The sequence below is a fragment of the Zoogloea oleivorans genome (genome assembly GCF_008107625.1).
Lineage (GTDB): Bacteria > Pseudomonadota > Gammaproteobacteria > Burkholderiales > Rhodocyclaceae > Zoogloea > Zoogloea oleivorans.
Genome location: NZ_SDKK01000018.1, coordinates 40156 through 55193 on the forward strand (window position 1 = coordinate 40156; position 15038 = coordinate 55193).

The 15038-nt window shown below is 64.3% G+C and carries 14 protein-coding genes and 1 other RNA gene; 2 read left to right on the top strand and 13 right to left on the bottom strand.

Annotated elements, in window-relative coordinates:
- The 13 genes from murC to ETQ85_RS18145 all read right to left on the bottom strand — a co-directional run bounded on the left by murC (position 1) and on the right by ETQ85_RS18145 (position 13763).
- On the bottom strand, positions 1-1395 hold the full coding sequence (murC, locus tag ETQ85_RS18085; RefSeq protein ID WP_148580486.1) for a UDP-N-acetylmuramate--L-alanine ligase: 1395 nt from the start codon (positions 1393-1395) through the stop codon (positions 1-3).
- A 20-nt stretch (positions 1396-1415) separates the two neighbouring features.
- On the bottom strand, positions 1416-2474 hold the full coding sequence (murG, locus tag ETQ85_RS18090) for an undecaprenyldiphospho-muramoylpentapeptide beta-N-acetylglucosaminyltransferase (protein WP_148580487.1): 1059 nt from the start codon (positions 2472-2474) through the stop codon (positions 1416-1418).
- Positions 2474-3709, bottom strand: coding sequence for a putative lipid II flippase FtsW (gene ftsW / locus ETQ85_RS18095; RefSeq protein WP_148580488.1), 1236 nt, complete (start codon positions 3707-3709; stop codon positions 2474-2476). The genes murG and ftsW overlap by 1 nt, the downstream gene beginning before the upstream one ends.
- Positions 3706-5097, bottom strand: a complete 1392-nt coding sequence (murD, locus tag ETQ85_RS18100) for a UDP-N-acetylmuramoyl-L-alanine--D-glutamate ligase (RefSeq protein WP_425473142.1) — start codon at positions 5095-5097, stop codon at positions 3706-3708. Before murD ends, ftsW begins: the two co-directional genes overlap by 4 nt.
- A gap of 15 nt (positions 5098-5112) precedes the next feature.
- Positions 5113-6201 (bottom strand): phospho-N-acetylmuramoyl-pentapeptide-transferase, encoded by a 1089-nt coding sequence (mraY, locus tag ETQ85_RS18105; protein ID WP_148580490.1) that lies wholly within the window; start codon positions 6199-6201, stop codon positions 5113-5115.
- A gap of 60 nt (positions 6202-6261) precedes the next feature.
- Positions 6262-7638, bottom strand: a complete 1377-nt coding sequence (locus ETQ85_RS18110; protein WP_148580491.1) for a UDP-N-acetylmuramoyl-tripeptide--D-alanyl-D-alanine ligase — start codon at positions 7636-7638, stop codon at positions 6262-6264.
- A complete protein-coding gene (locus ETQ85_RS18115) occupies positions 7635-9155 on the bottom strand; it encodes a UDP-N-acetylmuramoyl-L-alanyl-D-glutamate--2,6-diaminopimelate ligase (protein WP_246128808.1) in 1521 nt (506 codons plus the stop codon). The genes ETQ85_RS18110 and ETQ85_RS18115 overlap by 4 nt, the downstream gene beginning before the upstream one ends.
- Positions 9152-10912 (bottom strand): peptidoglycan D,D-transpeptidase FtsI family protein, encoded by a 1761-nt coding sequence (locus ETQ85_RS18120; protein WP_148580492.1) that lies wholly within the window; start codon positions 10910-10912, stop codon positions 9152-9154. The genes ETQ85_RS18115 and ETQ85_RS18120 overlap by 4 nt, the downstream gene beginning before the upstream one ends.
- Complete coding sequence (gene ftsL, locus ETQ85_RS18125) at positions 10909-11178, bottom strand: cell division protein FtsL (protein WP_148580493.1); 270 nt, start codon at positions 11176-11178, stop codon at positions 10909-10911. The genes ETQ85_RS18120 and ftsL overlap by 4 nt, the downstream gene beginning before the upstream one ends.
- A gap of 4 nt (positions 11179-11182) precedes the next feature.
- On the bottom strand, positions 11183-12115 hold the full coding sequence (rsmH, locus tag ETQ85_RS18130; protein WP_148580494.1) for a 16S rRNA (cytosine(1402)-N(4))-methyltransferase RsmH: 933 nt from the start codon (positions 12113-12115) through the stop codon (positions 11183-11185).
- Positions 12112-12558: a division/cell wall cluster transcriptional repressor MraZ gene (mraZ, locus tag ETQ85_RS18135; RefSeq protein ID WP_148580495.1), complete on the bottom strand. Its 447-nt coding sequence runs from the start codon at positions 12556-12558 to the stop codon at positions 12112-12114. The genes rsmH and mraZ overlap by 4 nt, the downstream gene beginning before the upstream one ends.
- A 343-nt stretch (positions 12559-12901) precedes the next feature.
- Positions 12902-13291: RNase P RNA component class A (rnpB, locus tag ETQ85_RS18140), an RNA gene on the bottom strand.
- Positions 13292-13334: 43 nt separating this feature from the next.
- Entirely contained in the window at positions 13335-13763 is a 429-nt protein-coding gene (locus ETQ85_RS18145) for a hypothetical protein (protein WP_148580496.1), read from the bottom strand.
- 204 nt (positions 13764-13967) lie between these two features.
- Between ETQ85_RS18145 and ETQ85_RS18150 the strand changes: the two genes are divergently transcribed.
- On the top strand, positions 13968-14531 hold the full coding sequence (locus ETQ85_RS18150) for a hypothetical protein (protein ID WP_187394758.1): 564 nt from the start codon (positions 13968-13970) through the stop codon (positions 14529-14531).
- A complete protein-coding gene (locus ETQ85_RS18155) occupies positions 14528-15013 on the top strand; it encodes a YMGG-like glycine zipper-containing protein (protein WP_148580497.1) in 486 nt (161 codons plus the stop codon). The genes ETQ85_RS18150 and ETQ85_RS18155 overlap by 4 nt, the downstream gene beginning before the upstream one ends.
- Positions 15014-15038 lie beyond the last annotated feature (25 nt).

Here is a 15038-nt window from a genome sequence, read left to right on the forward strand (position 1 = left end):
TTAAACCTCGCCACTCACCAGTTTGCCCGGCACACCGCCGATACTGCCGGCACCCATGGTGATCACCACGTCGCCATCCTGCGCCGAGGACAGGATTGCCCCCGGCATGTCTTCGATGCTCTCCACGAACACCGGCTCGATCTTGCCCGCCACGCGCAACGCCCGCGCCAGCGAACGGCCGTCCGCCGCCACGATGGGGGCTTCGCCGGCGGCATACACCTCACTCAGCAGCAGTGCATCGACGGTGGACAAGACCTTCACGAAATCTTCGAAACAATCCCGCGTGCGGGTATAGCGGTGGGGCTGGAAAGCCAGCACCAGGCGCTTGTCGGGGAAAGCCCCGCGCGCCGCAGCGATGGTTGCCGCCATCTCGACCGGGTGATGACCGTAGTCGTCGACGATGGTGGCCGTACCGCCATTGGGCAGCGCCAGTTCGCCATAACGCTGGAAGCGCCGGCCGACCCCCTTGAACTCGGCCAGTGCCTTGATGATGGCCTCATCGGAAACGCCCACTTCCGTCGCCACGGCGATCGCCGCCAGCGCATTGAGCACGTTGTGGCGGCCCGGCAGGTTGAGGACCACCGAGATGCGGCTGGTCGTGCCATTGACGCGAACCACGTCGAACATCATCTTGCCGTCGGCAGCGTGAATGTTCTCGGCACGCACGTTGGCGGATTCGGAGAAGCCGTAACGGACGATCTGCTTGGACACCAGCGGCATGATCGAGCGCACGTGCTTGTCGTCGTCGCACAGCACGGCCACACCGTAGAAGGGAAGGTGCTGGAGGAAATCGACGAAGGATTGCTTGAGCCGTGCGAAGTCGTGACCGTAGGTTTCCATGTGGTCGGCGTCGATGTTGGTCACCACCGAAATCACCGGGGTCAGCAACAGGAAGGACGCATCGGACTCATCGGCCTCGGCCACCAGGAAGTCGCCCTTGCCCAGCCGGGCATTGGCGCCAGCCGCGTTGAGCTTGCCGCCAATCACGAAGGTCGGGTCGAGCCCACCCTCGGCGAGGATGCTCGCCGCCAGGGACGTGGTGGTGGTCTTGCCGTGCGTGCCGGCGATGGCGATGCCCTGCTTGAGGCGCATCAGCTCGGCCAGCATCTGGGCCCGCGGCACCACCGGAATGCCACGGGCACGGGCGGCGATCACTTCCGGGTTGTCGCTCTTGACCGCGGTGGACGTCACCACGACATCGGCTTCGGCAACGTTATCGGCACCGTGGCCCTGGACCACGCGAGCGCCCAGCGCCCTGAGGCGACGGGTGGCCACATTGTCGCCGAGATCGGAACCACTGATTTCATAGCCGAGATTGAGCAGCACCTCGGCGATACCGCTCATCCCGGCGCCGCCGATGCCGACGAAGTGGATGCTTTTGACTTTATGTTTCACGTGTTTTCCAGTTCAGTTCTTCAGGCCGCGAGGCCGGCACATACGTCGGCCACACGGGCTGTCGCGTCCGGCCTGGCACACCCGCGGGCCTTTTCGGCCATGTCCAGCAGGCGTGCGCGGTTCATTTCGTGCAGCAGCGTGGCGAGGCGCTGCGGTGTCAATTCGGTTTGGGGCAGGAGCACCGCAGCACCGGCATCGGCCAGGAAGCGGGCATTGCCGGTTTGATGGTCATCCACTGCGTGCGGGAACGGCACCAGCACACTGGCCACGCCGACGGCCGCCAGTTCGGCCACGGTCAGGGCGCCGGCGCGGCAAATCACCAGATCCGCAGAGCCATAGCGTTCGGCCATGTCGTCGATGAAGGGCAGCAGCTCGCCCTCCGCACCTGCCGCCTTGTAGGCCGCGCGGAGAGCGTCGATCTGTTTGGTACCGGCTTGGTGGGTCACCAGCGGCCGCTCGTGCGGCGCCAGCAAGGCCAGCGCCTTGGGCACGGCCTCGTTGAGGGCTGCGGCACCGAGGCTGCCGCCCACCACCAGCACCTTCAAGGGCCCGCTGCGACCAGCAAAACGCGCGGCAGGAGGCACAACGGCGGTGATCTCGGCACGCACCGGGTTGCCGATCCACGCGCCCTTCTTCAATACGTCCGGAAAACCGGTGACGACCTTGTCGGCCACCCGGGCCAGCACGCGATTGGCGAGGCCGGCAACAGAATTCTGTTCATGCACGACAACCGGGCAGCCAAGCAATACCGCCATCATGCCGCCAGGAAAAGTCACGTAACCGCCCATCCCGAGCACCACGTCCGGCTTGACGCGGCGGATCTGACCGAAAGCCTGCGCGAAACCACGCAGCAGGTTGAAAGGAAGCAGCAACTTGCGCAGCAATCCCTTTCCGCGCAGCGCGGTAAAGCGCACCCAGGCAACCTCGTAGCCGCTGGCCGGCACGATGCGGGCCTCCATGCCATCCGGATTACCCATCCACACCACCCGCCAGCCGCGATCGCGCAGGGCATCGGCAACCGCCAGGCCGGGATAGATGTGACCGCCGGTACCACCGGCCATGACCATCAGGGTCGGCATCAGGCCTTGCCTCCCCGCATGATCTGGCGGTTTTCCCAGTCGATCCGCAACAGGATGGCAATGGCCACGCAGTTGGCGAGGATGCCCGAACCGCCAAAGCTCATCAGCGGCAGGGTCAGGCCCTTGGTGGGCAGCAAGCCCATGTTCACGCCCATGTTGATGAAGGACTGCACGCCGATCCAGATGCCGATGCCCTGGGCCACCAGCGCTGCGTAATTGCGTTCCAGCGTCACAGCCTGCTTGCCGATGGAGAAGGCGCGCTGGATGAGGATGGCGAACAGCACGACGACGGTGAACACGCCAACAAAGCCCAGCTCTTCGGCAATCACCGCCAACAGAAAGTCGGTATGGGCTTCAGGCAGGTAGAACAGCTTTTCGATGCTGCCCCCCAGGCCAACGCCGAACCACTCACCGCGCCCGAAGGCAATCAGGGCGTGAGACAACTGGTAGCCCTTGCCATAGGCGTCCTGCCACGGGTCCATGAAGCCGAGAATGCGCTGGCGGCGGTATTCCGAGAAAGTGATCAGCAGCACGAAGCCGATCGTCGCGACGATCGCCAGCAATGCAAACAGGCGCACGTTGATGCCACCGAGGAAGAGCACCCCGAAGGCGATGGCGGTGATCACGACGAAGGCGCCAAAGTCGGGCTCCTTGAGCAGCAGGAAGCCGACGAACAGGATGACTGCCGCCATCGGCGCAAAACCCTTCTGGAAGCTGCCCATCAGCGGCAGCTTGCGGGCGGTGTAATCGGCGGCATAAAGCGCTGCAAACAACTTCATCAGCTCGGAGGGCTGCAGGTTCACCACACCAAGGGGCAGCCAGCGACGCGCACCGTTCACATCACGGCCCACGTGGGGAATCAGCACGATAAGCAACAGCACGACCCCGGCGATGAACAACCACGGGGCCATTTCCTGCCAGGCGCGCATGGGAATCTGGAACGCCACAACCCCGGCAATCACGCCAATCGCCAGAAAAACCGAGTGCCGGACCAGAAAGTAGGCCGGCTGGTGACCGAACATGCGGCTGCCTTCGGCTGTGGCGATAGAGGCCGAGAACACCATCACCAAACCCAGCAACAGCAGGGCCGCGGCCGACCAGAGCAGCGCAGGATCAAGCTCCCGCTGCCGGCCGAGGGGACGCATCAGGCGACTGACGGCGCCGCTTGACACCGGCGCAGCGGCGTCTCCGGCGTGGCGGGCAAAGAAACCGGTCAGGCTGGTGACGAGCTTCATGCGGGACTCACTTCCGGCAAGCGCTTCACGGCGTCGATGAAAACCTGCGCGCGATGGGCGTAATTGCGGAACATGTCGAGACTGGCGCAGGCCGGCGACAGCAGCACCACGTCGCCCGCTTCGGCGCGGAGATTGGCTTCAAGCACCGCCGCATCCATGTCGACCGCGTGGACCAGCGGCACGCCGCAGCCGGCAACGGCCGCCTCGATGGCACGCGCATCGCGGCCGATCAGCACCACGGCACGGGCATAACGGGCGAAAGCGTCCTTCAGCGGGGAGAAATCCTGCCCCTTGCCGTCACCGCCGACAATCAGTACCACCTTGCGGCGCAGGCCTTCCAGCGCGGCGACGGTAGCGCCCACGTTGGTGCCCTTCGAGTCATCGTAATAGATGACGCCATCGGCACGCTCGGCAACCTTCTCGACCCGGTGCGGCAGACCGCGAAAGGCCTTCAGCGCCGCCAGCAACGGCGCACGCGGCAAGCCGGCGGCTTCGCACAGGGCCAGTGCAGCCAGTGCGTTGGCCACGTTGTGGCTGCCGGCCAGTTGCATATCGGCACGCTTGAGAAGCTTGTCGCTACCGCGCACCAGCCATTCGCCATCGTCGGCATGCAGCACGCCGAAATCGTCAGCGCCCGCCGGCACATCAACGCCAAAGCTCAGCACCTGTCGGCCCGGCAGCGCCATGGCTTTTACGCGGGCGTCCTCCCGGTTCAATACTTGTACACCGGCACCCTGGAAAACCGCGGCCTTGGTGGCAGCGTAGTCGTCCAGGCCGGGATAGCGATCCAGGTGATCGTCGGTGACGTTGAGCACCGTGGCCGAAACCGCCTCCAGCGCCGGACCGGTTTCAAGCTGAAAACTGGATAGCTCAAGCACCCACACCTGCGGCAGCGCCTGGCCAGCATCCAGCCGGGCCATCAGCACGTCCAGCGCGGCCGGGCTGATGTTGCCGGCAACCACGCCATCAAGGCCCGTTGCACGAACCATCTCGCCGGCCAGCGTGGTGGTCGTGGTCTTGCCGTTGGTGCCGGTGATGGCAATGATTCTGGTCTCGGCACCCGACGCCTTCAGGGCCTCGGCCAGCAGGTCCATCTCGCCGACAAGCGAAATACCCCGTTCCTTCGCAGCCAGCACCAGCGGCTGGCGGGGGTCGAGCCCGGGGCTGATCGCAATGCGCTCGACACCATCGAGCAGCGCCGTGGAGAACGGGCCGGTGACGATGTCGGCGGCCGGCACGTCGGCGCGCAGGCGCTCCACGCCCGGCGGCGTCTCGCGGGAATCAGCCACCCGCAGGACCACGCCCTGGCGCGCCAGCCAGCGGGCCATCGCCAGACCGGACTCACCGAGCCCGAGAACCAGCGTCAGGGAGGATTTAAGGGGCTCAATGTGCGCCATGCCCGTTCACCGCAGCTTGAGGGTGGACAGCCCGAACAGCACGAGCATGATGGTGATGATCCAGAAACGAACGACCACCTGGGTTTCCTTCCAGCCGCCCAGTTCATAGTGGTGGTGCAGTGGCGCCATGCGGAAGATGCGCTTGCCGCCGGTGTACTTGAAGTACAGCACCTGGACCATCACCGACAGGGCTTCGGCCACGAACAGGCCGCCCATGATGAAGAGGACGATTTCCTGGCGGACGATCACCGCGATGGTGCCCATCGCTGCGCCCAGCGCCAGCGCGCCCACGTCACCCATGAAGACTTCAGCCGGGTAGGCGTTGAACCACAGAAAACCCAGGCCCGCACCGGCAATCGCCCCGCAGATTACCGCCAGCTCGCCCGCGCCCTGGATATAGGGCACGCCGAGATACTTGGAGAACCCCACGTGACCGGCCACGTAGGCGAAGATCGCCAGCGCGGCGCTGACCATCACGGTCGGCATGATCGCCAGGCCGTCGAGGCCGTCGGTGAGGTTCACCGAATGGCTGGTACCGTTGATCACGAAGTAGCTCAGGATGATGAAACCGAGCACGCCCAGCGGGTAGGCAACGGCCTTGAAGAAGGGCACGATCAGCTCGATCTGGGCCGGCACCGTGGCCGTCAGGCCAAGGAAGGCCGCTGCACCAAGGGCGATTGCCGAGGTCCAGAAGTACTTCCAGCGACTCGCCAGCCCCTTCGGGTCGCGGTACACCACCTTGCGCCAGTCATCCACCCAGCCGACGGCGCCGAAGCCGAGGGTCACGAAGAGCACAACCCACACGTACTTGTTGCTCAGGTCGGCCCACAGCAGCGTGGTGACGACGATGGAAATAAGGATCAGCGCGCCCCCCATTGTGGGCGTGCCGGCCTTGGTGAGGTGCGACTTGGGGCCGTCATCACGCACTGCCTGGCCGATTTTCTTGGCGGCCAGCCAGCGGATCACCGGCGGGCCGAACAACAGCGACAACAGCAGCGCGGTTCCCGCCGCCAGCATGGTGCGCAGCGTGAGATAGCCGAACACGTTGAAGAAGCGCGCGTCCTTCCCCAGCCACAAGGCGAGTTCAAGCAGCATGGAAAGCTCCCTGCTGCGTTACAAAAAATACTGCGGACAAACCTGCACTACACGACTTCATCAAACCTTCTCCGCGATGGCGTCCACGACGCGTTCCATTTTCATGAAACGCGATCCCTTCACGAGCACCACCGTATCTGCATTGAGCTCCGCCTTCACCGCCACGACGAGATCGTCGAGCCGGTTGAAGTGGTATCCGCCTTCTCCGAAGTTGCGCGCGGCAACCTCGCTCATTTCACCCAGCCCGAACAGGTAATCGACGCCTTCGCTCTTCGCGTAGCCACCGATCTCGTCGTGGTACTGGAAACTCTGCTCGCCAATCTCCCCCATGTCGCCGATCACCAGGATCTTGCGGCCCGGGGTGGCCGCCAGCACCGCGATGCCCGCACGCATCGAATCGGGGTTGGCGTTGTAACTATCGTCGATGACCACTGCGCCACCGCATCCCTGGCGCAGATGCAGACGACCGGCAGTGCCGCTGTAGCCACCCAGCCCTTCGGCCACCGCGTCCAGCGACATGCCGGCAGCCAGACAGGCCGCCGCTGCCGCCAGGGCGTTGCGAACGTTGTGCTGGCCGGGCACCTGCAGGCGAAAACGGGTTTCGCCCTGCGGCGAGCTGAGCATCACATCGCTAGCAAAGCCGTGGCTTGTGCATCGGGCCGACACGTCGGCGTCGGCACTGAGGCCGAAGGTAAGTGTCTGGCGCCCCGCGTTGAGGGCCTTCCAGTAACCGGCGAAAGCGTCGTCGGCATTGATCACCGCGACACCGTCGGCGGCCAGGCCTTCGTAGATGGCGCCTTTTTCGCGGGCCACCTCGTTCACGTTGCCCATGCCCTGCAGGTGTGCCCGCTGGGCGTTGTTGACCAGTGCCACGGTGGGCCGCGCCAGCTGGGTGAGATAGCCGATTTCACCGGGGTGATTCATGCCCATCTCGATCACCGCCGAGCGGTGATTGCCGGACATGCGCAGCAGCATCAGCGGCAGGCCGATGTCGTTGTTAAGGTTGCCCTTGGTGGCCAGCACCGCCAGATCGGGGTCGAAACCATCCAGGCGGGCCTGGGCACGGAGAATCGCCGCGCACATTTCCTTGACAGTGGTCTTGCCGTTGCTGCCGGTCACGCCGATCAGCGGCATCTCGAAGCGGGCACGCCAGACCGCCGCCAGTTTGCCGAGGCCGAGGCGGGTGTCTTCGACGACCAGCAGGGGCAGCGGCACCGGATTGCCGGCGGCCCAGTGGCGATCGACCATCGCTGCCACGGCGCCCTGGGCGGCCACACTGGAGATAAAGTCATGTCCGTCGAAACGGTCTCCGCGCAAGGCGATGAAGAGCTGATCGGACTGCACGCTGCGGGAGTCGGTACTGACCGACAGGAAGGAAGCATTGCCGCCCACCGCAGTGCCGTCGGTTGCCAGGGCGGCTTGCTGGAGATCCATCATTTGAGTTCTCCCTGGGCGTCGTTCCAGGCTTCGAGGGCTGCGCGCGTCTGCTCCACGTCGGAAAACGGGTAACGGACACCATTGATTTCCTGGTAGGGCTCGTGCCCCTTGCCGGCAATGACGATCACGTCATCAGGCGCTGCGCCCATGATCGTGTCGCGAATCGCCTGGGCGCGGTCGGGAATGATGCGGGCGCGCTCGCCGGCAGCCGCGGCGATTTCGCGGAGAATCGCTTCGGGATCTTCACCGCGCGGATTGTCGCCAGTCAGCACCACGTGGTCGGCCAGCCGGCTGGCCACTTCGCCCATCAATGGACGCTTGCCCGGATCCCGCTCGCCGCCGCAACCGAAGACGCAGGTCATGCGCCCGCCGCGGGCCGTGACGGTGGCACGCACGGCGGTCAGGACTTGTTCGAGGGCGTCCGGCGAATGGGCGTAATCGACCACTACCAGCGGATCACCGATGCCACCGAGGGTCTGCATGCGCCCCTGGGGCGGGGTCAGGTCCTCGGCAACGGTCACCGCATCTTCCAGCGAAAAACCGGAGGCCATCAGCGTACCGATGACCGCCAGCAAGTTGGACACGTTGAACTGCCCCACCAGGTTCGGGTAAAGATCGGCAGATTCGTTGCCACAGCGGGCCGTGAAGCGGATGCCGGCGGCCGTGGTGGTCAGCTTGTCGGCAACAATCACCCGGTGCGCCGGTGCCGCATCGATATTCGTCGGGATGAGGGTGTAGCCGATCACCTCGATCCCGTGGCCGGCCAGGCGGCGGGCCTGCTCCATGCCGAACCGGTCATCGAGGTTGAGCACCACCGAGCGCAGGCCGGGCATGTCGAACAGACGAGCCTTGGCCGCGCCATAGTTTTCCATGGTGCCGTGGTAATCAAGGTGGTCGCGGGTCAGGTTGGTATGCACGGCCACGTCGAAACGCAGGCCATTGAGGCGCCCCTGGTCGAGCCCGATGGACGACACTTCCATCGCCACCGCCTGGGCGCCGGCCTCGCGAAAATCGGCGAGCGTGCGATGCACGGTCAGGCTGTCCGGCGTGGTGTTCAGGCTTTCGGAAAGCGCACCGGGAAAACCAATGCCCAGTGTGCCGATCACACCGCACTTGCGCCCGAGGGCCGCGAAGGCCCGGGACAACCACTGGGTAACCGAGGTTTTGCCGTTGGTACCGGTCACACCCACCAGCCATACGGCCTCGGAGGGACGACCGTAAACTTCGTGGGCCAGGTAACCGGACAGGGCGGACAGGCCATCGACCGGTAAATTGGCAACCTGCAACGACGCATCCCAGACGTGGTCGTTACGCTCCCACAGCACGGCGGCAGCACCGGCCTTTACGGCACCGGCGATGAAACGACGGCCATCGACCCGATGCCCCGGACAGGCCAGGAAGATATCACCGGCACGCACCTGGCGCGAATCGGCACACAAACGGGTAACTTCGATTTCCTGGGCGGCCAGCCAGTCGAGAATCTCGCGGATTTTCTGCGGTGGTGCACTGACGCTCACATGGCCTCCCGGACGTAGGGTACGGGGGCCGCGCCCTGACGTGCCATCTGCAGGGGCTTGAGCGGGGCATCCGCCGCGACACCAAGGGTGCGCAAGGCGCCACCCATCACTTGTGCGAACACCGGTCCGGCCACATTGCCACCGTAATGCTTGCCGTTGGTCGGCTCATCAATCATCACCGCAACAATCAGGCGCGGATCGGAGATCGGGGCGATACCAACAAAGGACGCCACGTATTTGAGGGCGTAACGCCCGCCAACCAGTTTCATTGCGGTACCTGTCTTGCCACCCACCCGGTAGCCTGGAATATTGGCTTGCGGCGCCGTACCGCCAGGCTGCACCACCATCTCGAGCATCTGCCGGACTTCTCGCGCGGTTTGCGGCGAAAACACCCGCGTGCCATGCAGCGGCGGCGCATCCATGCGGGACAGGGACAAGGGCACCATATCGCCGTCACGGGCAAAGACCTGATAGGCATTGGCCATCTGCATGAGACTCACGGAAATGCCGTGACCATAGGACATGGTGGCCTGCTCGATCGGACGCCAGCTATTGGCAGGACGCAGACGCCCCCCCGCCTCGCCGGGAAAGCCCAGCTTGAGCGGCGCACCGAAGCCCAGATCGTCGAACATCTTCCACATCACATCCGGCGTGAAGCTCAGGGCCAGCTTGGCGGCGCCGATGTTGGAGGACTTCTGGATGACCTCTGCCACCGACAGGGCACCATGCGGGTGGGCGTCGGAAATGGTTGCGGAGCCAATGGTCATGCGACCCGGCGCGCAGTTGATGATGGTGTTGGCGGTGAATTTCCCGTTCTCCAGCGCCATGGCGGCAGTGAAGGGCTTCATCGTCGAGCCCGGCTCGTAGGTATCGGTCAGCGCGCGGTTGCGGAGCTGATCGCCAGTGAGCTTGACCCGGTTGTTCGGATTGAAGGTCGGCGCATTGGCCAGGGCCAGCACCTCGCCCGTCTTCGCATCGAGCACCACTATGCCTCCGGCCTTGGCCTTGTGCTCGAGCATGGCCTGCTTGAGCGCAGCGTGGGCCAGGAACTGGATCTTGTTGTCGATGGACAGCGCCACTTCGCGGCCGTCCTGGGGCGGACGGATCGACTGCACATCCTCGACGACATTACCGCGCCGGTCCTTGACGACCCGCCGGGAGCCCGGCTTACCGGCCAGGGAGGACTCGAAGGCCAGCTCGATACCCTCCTGACCCTTGTCGTCCACGCCGGTAAAGCCGAGCACGTGGGCCATCACATCGCCGCCGGGGTAAAAGCGGCGGTATTCCTTCTGGTCGTGAATGCCGGGCAACTTGAGGGCGGCGATACGGTCAGCCAGCTCGGGCGACACCTGACGCTTGAGGTAGACGAAGTCCTTGTCGGTCGCGAGTTTCTGGTGGATCTCGTTGACGTCCATTTCCAGCAAGCCCGCCAGCTGACGGGTCTGGGCCGGATTCAGGCGGGCATCCTCGGGAATCGCCCACAGGGACTTGACCGGCGACGAGACCGCCAGCACATCCCCCTGCCGGTCGGTAATCTTGCCACGCGTGGCAGGGACCGCGAGCACCCGGGCGTAACGGGATTCGCCCTTGGCCTGCAGAAACTGATCATTGACCCCCTGCAGATAGACTGCCCGCCCGACCAGCGCGAGCGAGCCGCCAAGCAGGCACAGCAGCACGAAGCGCGGCCGCCAGGCCGGCAACTCCGAATGCAGGAGGGGATTGTGGTTGAAGGTGACGCCCTTCTTGGCCTTCGTCATGGCCGCTCCTCCTCGATGGCGATGATTTGCCCTGACTGAGGTGGGCGCATCGCGAGTTTCTCGCGAGCGAGTTTTTCGATACGGGCGTGGGCAGCCCAGGTACTTTGCTCCAGCTGCAACTGGCCCCACTCGACCTCCAGCTGCAGCGAACGCTGCTGCTCCCGCTCGACTGCAGAGTAGAGCTTGCGGGCCTGATGCTGGGACGCGACAACGCCAAGACTGCTCGCCACCACCAGCATCAACAGGAATCCGGTCAGACGGGCCATGGCCTCAGTCCTCTACCTGCTTTTCGGCGATCCGCATCACCGCACTGCGCGAACGCGGGTTGACCGACACTTCAGCGTCCGACGGACGCACAGCCTTGCCGATCAGGGCCAGCTTCGGCTTCGGCATGTCGGCCGCACGCACCGGCAAGCGGGCCGGCAACTGCGGCGGTCGCGACGCATCACGCATGAAACGCTTGACAATGCGGTCTTCAAGGGAATGAAAGCTGATCACGACCAGACGCCCCCCCGGCGCCAGCGCTGCCACTACCTGCGGCAGGACTAGCGACAGTTCCTCAAGCTCTTGATTGACGCAAATCCGTAGAGCCTGGAAGGTGCGCGTCGCAGGGTGCTGACCCGGCTCGCGTGTCCAGACCGTCTTTTCCACGAGCGCGGCAAGCTGTCCAGTGGTTGCAATAGCCCCCCCTGTCCGAGCAGCAATAAGCGCCTTTGCAATCTCATAAGCAAACCGTTCTTCACCGTATTCCCTCAGCACGCGGGTTATGTCGGCGACCGACGCTTCCGCCAGCCACTCCGCCGCGGTCATCCCGCGGGTCGTATCCATTCGCATATCGAGCGGCGCATCGAACCGAAAGCTCATGCCCCGCTCAGCTTCGTCCAGCTGGGGAGATGAAACCCCCAGATCCAGCAGGACGCCATCCACCTGCGTCACACCCCGCTCTGCCAGCGCCTCGGCAAAGTCCGAAAACGGCGCATGCACCAATTCAAAACGGGGGTCATCCACGGCCTGACCGGCAGCCACCGCCACCGGGTCACGATCGAAAGCGATCAGGCGGCCCTGCGGCCCCAGACTCGCCAGCACCAGGCGACTGTGACCACCGCGCCCGAAAGTGCCATCCACGTAAATACCGTCTGGCTTGATGGCCAGACCCTCTACCGCCTCTTGCAGCAGCACCGTGATATGCGGTGTAGCGCTCACAGCGGCAGGTTTTCCCAGCCAGCCGGCATGAGCTGCTCGCCGAGGGCGAAGATCGCCTCCTGCTGCTTTTGCCAGCCGGCATCCGACCAGAGTTCAAAGTGATCGCCCTGTCCCACCAAATGCACCTGCTTTTCAAGTTGGGCGAAGTTGCGCAGCTCCGGCGCAATCAACACACGACCTGCCGAATCCACCTCTTCATCGCGGGCAAAACCCACCAGAAGGCGTTTGAGCAGGGCGGAGTGCTGATCGAGGCTGGATCCGGCAAGCACCTTGTTGCGGATCGGCTCCCAAGCGGGAGCGGGATAAATAAGAAGGCAGCGATGGGGGTGAGCCGTAAGGATCAGCTGGTTCTCGGCGAGCTTGACCAGCGCGTCCCGATGCCGCGCCGGAATCGCCAGGCGACCCTTCGCATCAAGACTGAGCGCTGCTGCGCCTTGAAACATGAAACCCCCACTTCTGCACTTGAACAAACGGGAAAAACTCACTTCCTCCCACTTTCGTCCACTCCATCCCACTTTAGAACAAAAGAAATAGACGGTCAAGCCGACCCAAACGTAAATCTCTTTTGGACACAAGCACTTACAGCAATGAGGGGGTATTCCGGGAAATCCGCTTATAAATCAATGCCGATAGAAAGCATTGCCAAAGTGCTGGATTAATTGCGGGGTCTGCGCTAGCAGCAAAAGACCAACGCCGACCGTCAAGGCGGGAGGATGTTAAATCGCGTGTCTCGCCACGACAGGCACCTGAAGGGGACGTGCCGGTGGCGCAAAGTGAAAAACGGGGAAGGGAAGTTCGCCGATAAGCCGGGTTCTGTCGAGCGGGCCGATCCGAAGATCTGCCCGCCGGGCAATCATTCCTCTGGTCGACGCGTTGCCACGTCGCTCTAGCAGCCTACCCGGGGACTCCGCGAGCAGCGTCAACGTCCCCCTATTTGGCCTTGCCCCGGATGGGGTTTGCCGTGCCGTCCGTGTCACCACGTCCGCGGTGGGCTCTTACCCCACCGTTTCACCCTTACCTGTGCTCAATGAAGAGCCATCGGCGGTCTGCTCTCTGTTGCACTTTCCGTCGCTTTGACCCGAAGGCTATGGCGCCCGGCCGTTAGCCGGCATCCTGCTCTATGGGGCCCGGACTTTCCTCGATGTGCGAACACACCGCGATTGCCTAGCGAACTTCCCGGCGCGCAGTATAGCCGCTCAGGCCACGGCGCGCCCCGAAATCACTCGGATTCCCGCAAATCGGCAGCACTGGCGACAACTTCCTCCAGCACACAATCCAGCCGCGCATAAAAGGCCGGGCTCTTCGAGTCGCCCCAGGCGGTGATCGAGTCGCCAACCGCAATGCCCACCTCCAGCTTCCCACAGCCGTCCTTGCTGGCCAGGCCCGGCAGGCGTCCGGCCACCTTGCGGCCAAGGCGCCCTCCATTGGAAAAGACCACCACGACATCATCCGTCCGCCGGTCCACCCCCAGGCTGCTGATGCCGAGCGCCCGCAATGCAGGACCATGACGAGCCTCCACCTGTTCGGCGATCGCTGGATCGGCCCTGGCCCGACGGTCAGGCGTGCGATCCTCCTGAAAGTAGAGAACGACCCCCACGGCAATGAGGGTAAAAACACAGAGAAAAACGACTAGTTTGCGAACGTCCATGGTGAAAGACAAAAAGTTAAGTCACCATTTTTCACGTTTCTCCGATTCATTTCACCCAATTCCAGCACCTCACGGCAAAAGCGTAAGCAAATGCTGCAAAAAGCGGCTTTGACGCATCCGCTTACGTGTGTAAGCACAGCCAACACACCATGCGGTTCCCACGGTGCCGAGAATGACAGGATTGAAGACCGGAGTGCTGCTGCGATGAAAACCCGACTCGTCCGTCCTGTCCTGCTGGCCGCCCTCGTCACGGCCAGTGCCCTTGCTGCCCTGCCCGCGCAGGCCGATGGACCTCGTGGCCGCGGAGGGTTTCCGGGGCCACGCATGCACAGCCCCGGCCCGAGCCACTCGCATCACGGCTATCACGATGGCCGATGGGGCTTGTGGTGGCTTGCCGGTGCAACCTGGATGTTCTACCCGCAGCCGGTTTACCCCTACCCACCCGTGGTCGTCCAACCAGCCCCAGTCGAGCCGGTCATCATCCAGCCCGCACCGCAGACCACAGCCCAGAACTGGTACTACTGCGACAGCGCCAAAGCCTATTACCCTTACGTGCAGGCCTGCACCGAAGGCTGGCGCGCGGTTCCAGCCACGCCGCCCGCCGCCCCCCAGCCCCCCGCTCCGGTCTCCCCCCAGAACAACTGGTATTACTGCGACAGTGCCAGGGCTTACTACCCCTACGTGCAGAGTTGCGCAGAAGGCTGGCGCGCAACCCCCGTCAACCCGGCTACCGGTACACCGAACATCGAGGGAGGACGGCAACCATGAAAACCCGCAACCTGTTGATCCCCCTGGCCTTGCTGACCGGCTGCGCCAGCCTGCCCAGCGGCCCGCGCGTTGCCGTCATGCCGGCGCCCGGCAAGCCTTTTGAAGTCTTTGTCGCCGAAGATCGCCAGTGCCGCAACTTTGCCGAGCAATCCATCGGCATCGCACCGCAGGATCTGGCCACCCAGAACGTCGTCGGCAACGCCGCCGTAGGCACCGCGATCGGCGCCGCAGCGGGCGCCCTCGGCGGAGGCCGCAACGGTGCGGCAACCGGCGCCGCCATCGGCATGGTGGCTGGCACCGCCAGCGGTGCATCCCAGGCTGGCTACGCGGGGGCTGAAGCCCAGCGTCGCTACGACATCGCCTATCAGCAATGCATGTACGCCAGGGGCAACCAGCTGCCCGGTTATCCTTACGGTTATCGCCAGCCGGCTCCGCTCCCCAGCGGCACGCCCTACTACCCGCCGCCGCCACCTCCGCGCTAAGCGTCCAGACCCGCCGCGAGTGACT

What these genes read in the sequence shown, in the direction of transcription:
- murG (WP_148580487.1), bottom strand. Translation starts at nt 2,474, where the DNA reads ATGCCGACCCTGATGGTCATGGCCGGTGGTACCGGCGGTCACATCTAT.
- ftsW (WP_148580488.1), bottom strand. Translation starts at nt 3,709, where the DNA reads ATGAAGCTCGTCACCAGCCTGACCGGTTTCTTTGCCCGCCACGCCGGA.
- mraY (WP_148580490.1), bottom strand. Translation starts at nt 6,201, where the DNA reads ATGCTGCTTGAACTCGCCTTGTGGCTGGGGAAGGACGCGCGCTTCTTC.
- ETQ85_RS18110 (WP_148580491.1), bottom strand. Translation starts at nt 7,638, where the DNA reads ATGATGGATCTCCAGCAAGCCGCCCTGGCAACCGACGGCACTGCGGTG.
- ETQ85_RS18120 (WP_148580492.1), bottom strand. Translation starts at nt 10,912, where the DNA reads ATGACGAAGGCCAAGAAGGGCGTCACCTTCAACCACAATCCCCTCCTG.
- ftsL (WP_148580493.1), bottom strand. Translation starts at nt 11,178, where the DNA reads ATGGCCCGTCTGACCGGATTCCTGTTGATGCTGGTGGTGGCGAGCAGT.
- mraZ (WP_148580495.1), bottom strand. Translation starts at nt 12,558, where the DNA reads ATGTTTCAAGGCGCAGCAGCGCTCAGTCTTGATGCGAAGGGTCGCCTG.
- ETQ85_RS18145 (WP_148580496.1), bottom strand. Translation starts at nt 13,763, where the DNA reads ATGGACGTTCGCAAACTAGTCGTTTTTCTCTGTGTTTTTACCCTCATT.
- ETQ85_RS18150 (WP_187394758.1), top strand. Translation starts at nt 13,968, where the DNA reads ATGAAAACCCGACTCGTCCGTCCTGTCCTGCTGGCCGCCCTCGTCACG.
- ETQ85_RS18155 (WP_148580497.1), top strand. Translation starts at nt 14,528, where the DNA reads ATGAAAACCCGCAACCTGTTGATCCCCCTGGCCTTGCTGACCGGCTGC.